Origin of the sequence: Micromonospora maritima, assembly GCF_902825405.1 — a bacterium.
In the GTDB taxonomy this organism is placed as follows: Bacteria; Actinomycetota; Actinomycetes; order Mycobacteriales; family Micromonosporaceae; genus Micromonospora; species Micromonospora maritima.
Genome location: NZ_CADEAU010000221.1, coordinates 1 through 8,672, shown reverse-complemented (window position 1 = coordinate 8,672; position 8,672 = coordinate 1). Strand labels below are relative to the sequence as shown.

Sequence of the window (8,672 nt, the reverse complement as noted above, 5' to 3'; positions counted from 1 at the left end):
GTGACTGGAGTTCAGACGTGTGCTCTTCCGATCTAGACGCCAGGCACCCCGTCCGCCGAACCGACGCCGCCGGCCGCCACCGCCGGGCCGACCGCCGCGGCCGACGACCCGGCCGAGGCGGCCGAGCGGGTCGACGGGTTGATCGCGGCCGGGCTGGCGGAGGGCCAGATCCGCGGCGACGTCGGCGTCGACCTGCGCAACCTGCTGCGCAACGCGGTCGCCGCCGACGAGGGCGAGGTGACCGCCGCCGTGGACCGGCTCCGCGGCAAGATAGCCGAACGCCGCCGCGAGGGGAGCATCAGTCCCGGGTACGCCCGACAGCTCGACGCCGCCGCCGCACGGCTGCTGACCGGGCCCACCTGACGGGTCAGCCGGCGCCGACCGGGGTGACCGCGCGCGGGCGGTCCGCGGTGGCCCGGGCGGCCAGGAAACCCCGGTACACCGCCTCGTGGTCGGCGGCCATCCGCTCCACCGAGAAGTTCTCCGCGACGTGCGCGACGCAGTCCGCCGGGTCCAGGTCGGCCGCCGCCCGCAGCGCCGCCGGCAGCTCGTCGGCGCGGTCGCAGACCAGCCCGGTGATCCCGGGTCGGACCAGCTCCGGCACCGCGCCCCGGCGCAGCGCCACCACCGGCGTACCGGTCGCCATCGCCTCGACCATCACCATGCCGAACGGCTCCGCCCACTGGATCGGCATGATCAGGCAGCGGGCGTCGAGCAGCAGCCGGAGCGTGGCCTCGCGGTCCGCGTTCACCACGAGCGAGACGTCGGAGTCCAGCAGCGGCTCGACCACCTGTTCCAGGTAGCGGCGCTCGGCCGGCTCGTGGCACTTGCCGGCCAGGGTGAGCGGCAGCCCGGCCGCGCGGCACGCCCGGTTCGCCAGGTCCGGGCCCTTGTCCGGGCTGAACCGGGCGAGCCAGAGCACCGGCCCGGCCCCGGGCGACCGCTTACGCGGGATGTCCCGCAACGGCATCGCGTTGTGCACCGTGCCGACCCACGGCAGGCCCGGGTTCGCCCGGCGCTGGGCGTGCGAGATCGCGATCAGGCCCACGCCCCGGTCGGTGTTGCTGAGCACCGTGCCGTACTCCCCGACCGGGTTGCCGTGCACGGTGGCCACGGTGGGGACCCGGCGGCGACCGGCCACCATCGGGCCGATGGTGGTGTGGTCGTGCACCAGGTCGAAGTCGGCCGGGTCCACCAGACGGTCGACGTGGGCCAGGTGGGCCAGCTCCGGCAGCGACTCGCCGAGCCGGTCGTACTGCAGGTCGGGGCAGGTCGAGACGAAGCGGGCGGTCGTGCCGTGCTCCGTGCCGGCGCCGACCAGCGTCACCGCGTGCCCCCGGTCGACCAACGCGTCGACGAGCCCGGCCACCAGGGTCTCCAGCCCGCCGTACCCGGGTGGCGGCACCGAGAGCCACGGCGGCACCACCATCGCGATCCGGAGAGGTCCGGCCCACGCGCGGTCCGGCTGGTTCACGGCCACGAGTCCTCCCCGTTGGTCCCCGGTGGTACCCGATCGACGCCGGGTTCCCGACCCGACCGGCGGTAAACGGCAGCGTCGCCGGCCATCGGCCGACGTCGACGGCGGGTGGTCGACGCTCAGGCGGTCACCACGATCCCGACGTGCACCTCCCGTACGCCGGGCAGGGCCCAGGCCGCCCGTTCCGCCTCCTCCCGCTGCCACCAGGCGCGCACCACGCCGGCCAGCACCACGGTGTCGCCCTCGACCCGGACCTCGACGCGATCGGTCCCGGTCCGCCGGACCAGCAGGCGGCGCAGGTCACGGCGGTTCTGCTCGTCGCTGGGCGGGGTCGGCGGCCGCACCTCGACCAGGTTGGTCACCCCGCGTACGCCGCGCAGCCGGCGCAGTTCGCGCTCGGCGGTCCGGCGCTGGAACCCGTACTCCACCTCGCCGCGGAGCATGACCCAGCCGGCGGCGACGGTCACGTCCAGCCGTTCGGCCGGCACGAAGCTGTCCCACTCCAGCGCCCGGCTGGCCGCGATCGCGATGTCGGCGTCGGTACGCCGGTCGGTGGCGGGCAGGTCGACGTCGAGTTCGCTGGCGACCGCCCGAACCCCGCGTACCCGGTGCGCGCAGCGCTCGGCCGCCCACCGCCGGGCGTAGCTGTCCACCTGGCCGGCGAGCGTGACCACGCCTTCGGCGACGGTCACGCCGATCTCGGTGGGCCGGGTCTGCGCGTCCCAGTCCAGCTCGGCGAGGACGTCCCGCTGGATCTCCTGGTCGGTGCGTACGGCGACGGTGGTGGTCATGTCCCGAGGGTGCCGCCGGTGGGGGTGAGCCCGGGTCACCCGGACCGGGTGAGGCACGAAAAAGGGCGGCGGGTGACGGAGCCAACCCCCTTGGCTCCGTCACCCGCCGCCCGGAGGGAGGCAGGTCTCGAGGACTATGACGTCTCGGCGAGCGTCACGGTTGCCGTCTCGGCCGATCCGTTTCGCTTGTACTGGACCTCCACCCGGTCGCCGACCTTGCCGGCCTGCACGGCGCCGACCAGGTCGTTGGAGTCGTTGACCACCGTGTCGCCGAACTTGGTGATCACGTCGCCCCGCTGGAGCCCGGCCTTCTCGGCGGCGCTGCCCGGCGTGACGGCGGCGACCAGGGCACCGCCGTCCTCGGCGGCGTTCACGCTGACGCCCAGCGACGGGTGGCTGACCTTCTCGCCCCGCTGGAGCTTCTCGGCCACGTCCTTGGCCTTGTTGCTCGGGATGGCGAAGCCGACGCCGATGTTGCCGTTGCTGCCCTGCCCGGCGGTGGCGATCGCGGTGTTGATCCCGATCACCTCGCCCCGGGTGTTGACAAGCGCGCCGCCGGAGTTGCCCGGGTTGATCGGCGCGTCGGTCTGGAGCAGCCCGGAGATGGAGCTGGCGCCCTGCTGCGGGTTCTGCTGCTGGCCGCCCTCGCCGGCGGCGATGGTGCGGTCGCGGGCGCTCAGGATGCCGGCGGTCACCGAGCCCTGGAGGCCGAGCGGGCTGCCCAGGGCGAGCACCTGGTCGCCGACCTGCATGGCGTCGCTGTCGCCGAACTTGGCCGCCTTCAGGTTGCTCACGCCGCTGGCCTGGACCACCGCGAGGTCGGTCTTCGGGTCGGTCCCGACGATCTTCGCCGTGGCGGTCTTGCCGTCGGCGAAGACCACCTTGACCGTGTCCCCGCCGGCGGAGGCGACCACGTGGTTGTTGGTCAGCACGTACCCGTCGGCGCTGAGGATCACCCCGGAGCCCTCACCGCTGCTCGTCATGATCGTGACGATGCTGTCCTGGACCGCAGCCGCGATCTTGGGCAGGTCGGCGCTGTTGATCACCGGGGCGGCGGAGTAGGTGCGGGTGACGCCGCCACCGTCGTCGAGCGCGAGGGCCAGCGCGCCACCGGCCACGCCCGAGCCGAGCATCAGGGCCAGCGCCAGGGCGCCCGCGCCGACGAACTTGCCGGCCCGGCTCGGCCGCGCCGGCTGCTGCGGGCCCCACGGCGGGACCGGCTGCCCGGCCTGGTGCGGATACTGCTGGTGCGCCTGGGCCTGGTACGTCGGCACCGGGCCACCGGAGTGCGGCGACGGGTAGCCGCTGCCGCCCTGCTGCGCCCAGCCGCCCTGGTGCTGTCCCCCGTACCAGGGATAGGGCTGCTGCGGCTGCCCGGAGACCTGGTACGGCGTCGCGGCGGGCGGCCCGTACGGGTTGCCCGGCGAGCCGGCGTGGGTGCCCTGGCCGCCGTGGGCGGCCGGGTCGGACGGGCCGGGAGAGGCGGCGTGGGCGGCGGTTCCGGCGGCCGGGGAGTCGGCCGGAACCGGCGCGGCGGCCGGGGTGGCGGTGGAGTCCGACGTCCCGCTCTCGACGCGGGGCAGCTCGGCGGTGTGGTGCGACGGCTCGGCGTCGGCGGGGGCCGGCGACCGCTGCGGATCGGTCTCGTGCTCGGTCATGACACCAGCTTTCCCCGTGGCACTGTCACCAGCCTGGAATCCGCCTGAATGTTTTCTGTAAGTCACTCGCCCGGCTCCGGCGACTCCGGCAGCAGCGGCAGCCTCACCCGGAACGTGGCGCCCCCACCCGGCGTCTCGGCCGCCTCGACCGTGCCGTGGTGCGCCGTCACCAGCGCGGCCACGATGGCCAGGCCGAGCCCGGTGCTGGTCGGCCCGCCGGCCCGCCGGGTCCGGGCGGCGTCCACCCGGTAGAACCGCTCGAAGACCCGTTCGGCCTGCTCCGGGGTCAGGCCGGGTCCGGTGTCCGCGACCTCCACCACGGCGACGTTGCCGGTCTCCGCCCGCAGCCGCAGGGTCACCGCGGCGTCCGACGGCGTGTGGGTGAGCGCGTTGGTCATCAGGTTGCCGATCACCTGACGCAGCCGGGCGTCGTCACCGAGCACCACCAGCGGCCCGGAACCCGGTTCCCGCTCCAGCTCGATCCGCCGGTCCGGGTCCACCACCCGGGCCGCCTCCACCGCGTCCGAGGCCAGCACCGGCAGCTCCACCGGGGCCAGCGCGATCGGTCGCTCCCGGTCCATCCGGGCCAGCAGCAGCAGGTCCTCGACCAGCAGCCCCATCCGGGACGCCTCGTCCTCGATGCGGCGCAGCAGGTCGGCGGTCTGCTCCGGCTCCCGCGCCGCGCCCTGCCGGTACAGCTCCGCGAAGCCCCGGATGGTGGTCAGCGGCGTCCGCAGCTCGTGCGAGGCGTCCGCGATGAACTGCCGCATCCGCTCCTCCGAGCGGCGCGCCCGCCCCTCCGACGCCTGCGCCGAGGCGGCCGCGTCCCGGGCGCCCATCTCGGCGCTGCGCGCCGCCGCCTCGGAGGCGGCCCGCGCGGTGAACGCGGCCTCGATCTGGGCCAGCATCGCGTTCAACGCCCGGGAGAGCCGGCCCAGCTCGGAGGTCGGGCAGGCCCGTCCCTCCTCCGGGTCGGGCACCCGCCGGGTCAGGTCCCCGCCGGCGATGGCCGCCGCGGTCCGCTCGATCTCCACCAGGGGCTTGAGGCTGGTACGCACGATGCCCGCGCCCACCGCCGCCAGGATGATCAGCACCGCGCCGCCGACCAGCAGGTCTATCCAGAGCAGCTGCCGGACGGAGAGATCGACGTCATCGAGGTTCTGCCCGACGACCCGGTACGAGTCCTCGCCGTCCTGCCGCACCATCAACCGCCACCGGACCCGCTTGTCCGCGCCGTCGTCGGTGAACGCTTCCCCGTTGGCGTGCTCGTCGTACCAGCTCTGTTTGCTGATGCCCGCCGGCAGGTCCTGGTCGTCGAGCGCGCGGTCGCGTGCCACCTTGCCCTGCCGGACGGTGCTGTTCCACTGGGCGACCAGGTAGTCGGTGGGAAGCGTGCTCAGATTCTCCTGACTGACGGTCACGCCCCGGTCGAGCTGGTCGTTCAGTTCGCCGTCTATCCGCCCCACCAGATAGTCGTGCAAAAAGTAGGCGGTGGAGACGCTGATGACCAGCAGTGCCCCGCCGACCAGTGCCAACACGGCGGTGACCAGCTTGAGCCGCAGCGGGATCCCGCGCAGCCAGCCCTTCGCGTCGTGGACGGCGCTCACGCCGCCGGCTTGCGGAGCACGTAGCCCACCCCGCGCAGGGTGTGGATCAGCCGGGGCTGGGTGTTGTCGACCTTGCGCCGCAGGTAGGAGATGTAGGACTCGACGATGTTGTCGTCACCGCGGAAGTCGTAGTTCCAGACGTGGTCGAGGATCTGCGCCTTGCTGAGCACCCGGTTGGCGTTGAGCATCAGGTAGCGCAACAGCTTGAACTCGGTCGGCGACAGCTGCACCCGCTGGCCGGCCCGGTGCACCTCGTGGGTCTCCTCGTCCAGCTCCAGGTCGGCGAAGGTGAGCCGGGACGGCGCGTGCTCGCCGGTCGCGGTGCGTCGCAGCACGGCCCGGATCCGGGCGGTCAGCTCCTCCAGGCTGAACGGCTTGGTGACGTAGTCGTCGCCGCCCAGGGTCAGCCCACGGATCTTGTCGTCGGTGGCGTCCCGTGCGGTCAGGAACACCACCGGGGTACGCGTGCCGCCCTCGCGCAGCATCCGGATGACCTCGAAGCCGTCCAGGTCCGGCAGCATCACGTCGAGCACCACCAGGTCGGGCCGGTGGTCCTTGGCGGCGTGCAGCGCGGCGCTGCCGCTGGTCGCCGTCGCCACGTCGAAGCCGGCGAAGCGCAGGCTCGCGGAGAGCAGTTCGAGGATGTTGGGATCGTCCTCGACGACGAGCAGTCGGGCCTCGGTCTGGGTAGCCGCCATGGCTCCCATCATCCGTGCTCCGGCTGCGGTCGCGCTGGGTGCCACCTGGAAACAACCTGTGAGCCTCAGCGGAGCAGTCGTCGCAGCCCGTCGAGCGCGCCGTCGAGCAGCCGGATCGCGGTGCGGAGCTGGTTGTCGCTGAGCCGCCCGGCCCGGACCAGCGCGCCCACCTCGACCGTGAACGCGGCCAGCCGCTGGTCGAACTCGGCCAGCAGCGGCGATCCGGCCGGCCCGGGCGGGGTCCCGTTGCCGCCCGCGCGCGGGGGCGGGGGCGGCGTCCAGCGACCCTGGCGGGTCTGCCGGGTCACCTCGCGCAGCTCCCGTTTCAGGTCGCGGGTGGAGCCGCGTACCTCGGTGCGGATCTCACCGGCCAGCGCGGAGAGGTCCTCGACGGAGGCGCTGATGTCGGCCTCCAGCGTGCTCAGCTCGTCGGCGCGCTGCCGCAGTTCGGCCCGCCCGGCGTCGGTGATCTGGTAGACCTTGCGCCCACCCGCCGCGGTGTGGGTCACCAGGCCCTCCACCTCCAGCCGCTGGAGCCGGGGATAGATGGTGCCGGCGCTGGGCGCGTAGAGGCCGAGGAAACGCTCCTCCAGCAGGCGGATCAGCTCGTAGCCGTGCTTGGGCCCGTCGTCGAGGAGCTTGAGCAGGTAGAGCCGGAGCCGCCCGTGGCTGAACACGGCGGTCACGGCAGGTCCTCCACGTCGTCGGCGTCCACGACCGGGCGGGCCAGCAGCGCGATGCTGCCGGACGTCGCGGACGCCCAGAGCTTACCGGCGCCCCCGCCGAGCACCCCGTGACTGTCCTTGACCGCGCCGAAGCCGTGCTGGCCGCCGCAGATCTGCGGGAAGCCGCTGGTGATCCGGCCGGAGGTGGTGTGCAGGTGCACGCTGAGGTCGCTGTCCTCGCGGACCCGCACGGTGATGCTGCCGGAGATGGCGCTGAGCCGGATCTCACTGCCGCGCGGGTTGTCCAGGTCGCAGGTGATCGAGCCGGAGACCGCGTGGGCGCGGACCCGCTCGGGCGCGCTGTCGGCCAGGATCAGCTCGCCGGAGACGGTCTCCAGGTCGAGGTCGCCGCCGATGCCGAGCGCCTCCACCGGGCCGGAGACGACCTTGGCGGTGGTGCGGCCGCGCAGCCCCATCAGGGTGACCTGGCCGGAGGTGACGTCGACCCGGGTGTCGCGACGCAGCCCGGAGGCGACCAGCGCGCCGTCGACCAGGTGCAGGTCGGCCAGCGCCTCGGCCGGCACCGCCACCGACACCTCGGCGCGGTAGCGGCGGCGCAGCTGACCCAGCCACCAGAGCACACCCGGCCAGCGGGTGGTCCGCTCGTGCCGGACGGTCAGCCGGCCGTCGCGCAGCTCGACCACGAGCGGCCGGCGACTGATCCGGGTGACGTCGACCCGGGCCGGGCCGTCGGTGGCGACCACGTTGAGCCGGCCACTGACCAACCGGACCTCCAGCCGGGTGACCGGCTCGTCCAGGGTGAGCCGCCGTGGGCTGTCGACCGTCCAGCTGGCCATGGTTCCTCCCCTTCGTCGCGCGCCGCCCAGGGCACGCCCGATCCCGAGGAAACCATAACGCGATACATCGCGACTGAACAAGTCCCATCGCGACCGTATCGCGTCTCCCTCTCCCTCCCGCGTCACCCCCTCCCCGCGTTGATCAAGGAGTTCGCGTCGAGTTCCGGGCCGAACGCCGACGCAAACTCCTTGATCAACGAGGCGAGCCCCGGGGCGGGAACCACGGGGGCGGGAGGCAGCCTTCCTGCCTCGGCCGTCCGGGTCGCGCCACTCCGCTCACCCATGAATGCCCGAGATCTTGGTACGCGGAGGCCCCTCTGGGGGCCGTTTCGTACCAAGATCTGTGGGTGTCCTGAGGAGTGGAAGATCGATCTCCTGGGGCGGGACGGGTGCGGGGCGAGTGAGGCGCGTGCCGTTCGTCGGCGGGAGGGTGAGCGCGGAGGGCGCGGCGGCGGAGTGGTCAGGCGGCCAGGTCGAGATCCGGCCCGCTGGACGGGGTGCCGGTGATCGGCGGCGCACCTGCCACCGCCGGCGAGCCGGAAGGGGACTGCGCACCAGCCACCGCCAACGGTTCGACCACGGCCGACAGCGACAGCGACGGCTCGACCACGGCCGACAGCGACAGCGACGGCTCGACCACGGCCGACAGCGACGGCGACGGCACCGCCACGGCCGACAGTGACGGCGACGGCGACCGCGACGGCACCGCCACGGTCGACGGCGACGGCGACGGCGACGGCGACGGCGGGGACACGACGCCCGCGGAGGACGCGATGTCGGAGCGGGACGTGACGTCGGCCAGGGAGCGGGGCCGGGGTGCCGGCGAGAGCGGATGGACGGTCGGGTGACCGAGCACCGGGGCGGGACGGGTCACCCGGCTCCGGGTGGACGGCGCCGGGTGGACGGCGGCCTCGGCGGC

Annotated in this window: 8 protein-coding genes and 1 pseudogene; 1 reads left to right on the top strand and 8 read right to left on the bottom strand. The window is 73.9% G+C overall.

What is annotated here, in order from left to right:
• Nucleotides 1-138 precede the first annotated feature (138 nt).
• Complete coding sequence (locus tag HUW36_RS19235; RefSeq protein ID WP_246248226.1) at nucleotides 139-363, top strand: hypothetical protein; 225 nt, start codon at nucleotides 139-141, stop codon at nucleotides 361-363.
• Nucleotides 364-367: 4 nt separating this feature from the next.
• Here HUW36_RS19235 and HUW36_RS19230 read toward each other — a convergent pair whose 3' ends face one another.
• From HUW36_RS19230 to HUW36_RS34115, 8 genes and pseudogenes are all read right to left on the bottom strand, one after another.
• The gene (locus HUW36_RS19230; RefSeq protein WP_174529444.1) at nucleotides 368-1,429 is read right to left on the bottom strand and encodes a glycosyltransferase; all 1,062 of its coding nucleotides are present in this window, start codon (nucleotides 1,427-1,429) and stop codon (nucleotides 368-370) included.
• 167 nt (nucleotides 1,430-1,596) lie between these two features.
• The gene (locus HUW36_RS19225) at nucleotides 1,597-2,268 is read right to left on the bottom strand and encodes a BON domain-containing protein (RefSeq protein ID WP_174529443.1); all 672 of its coding nucleotides are present in this window, start codon (nucleotides 2,266-2,268) and stop codon (nucleotides 1,597-1,599) included.
• A gap of 134 nt (nucleotides 2,269-2,402) precedes the next feature.
• The gene (locus HUW36_RS19220) at nucleotides 2,403-3,926 is read right to left on the bottom strand and encodes a trypsin-like peptidase domain-containing protein (protein WP_174529442.1); all 1,524 of its coding nucleotides are present in this window, start codon (nucleotides 3,924-3,926) and stop codon (nucleotides 2,403-2,405) included.
• Nucleotides 3,927-3,988: 62 nt separating this feature from the next.
• Complete coding sequence (locus tag HUW36_RS19215; RefSeq protein ID WP_174529441.1) at nucleotides 3,989-5,533, bottom strand: sensor histidine kinase; 1,545 nt, start codon at nucleotides 5,531-5,533, stop codon at nucleotides 3,989-3,991.
• Nucleotides 5,530-6,231 carry a response regulator transcription factor gene (locus tag HUW36_RS19210; protein WP_088646020.1) on the bottom strand — a complete coding sequence of 234 codons (702 nt, stop codon included), beginning with the start codon at nucleotides 6,229-6,231 and terminating at the stop codon, nucleotides 5,530-5,532. The genes HUW36_RS19215 and HUW36_RS19210 overlap by 4 nt, the downstream gene beginning before the upstream one ends.
• A gap of 65 nt (nucleotides 6,232-6,296) precedes the next feature.
• Entirely contained in the window at nucleotides 6,297-6,917 is a 621-nt protein-coding gene (locus HUW36_RS19205) for a PadR family transcriptional regulator (protein ID WP_174529440.1), read from the bottom strand.
• The gene (locus tag HUW36_RS19200) at nucleotides 6,914-7,753 is read right to left on the bottom strand and encodes a DUF4097 family beta strand repeat-containing protein (protein WP_174529439.1); all 840 of its coding nucleotides are present in this window, start codon (nucleotides 7,751-7,753) and stop codon (nucleotides 6,914-6,916) included. Before HUW36_RS19200 ends, HUW36_RS19205 begins: the two co-directional genes overlap by 4 nt.
• Before the next feature lie 460 nt (nucleotides 7,754-8,213).
• Nucleotides 8,214-8,672, bottom strand: a pseudogene (locus HUW36_RS34115) (hypothetical protein); the annotation flags it as partial.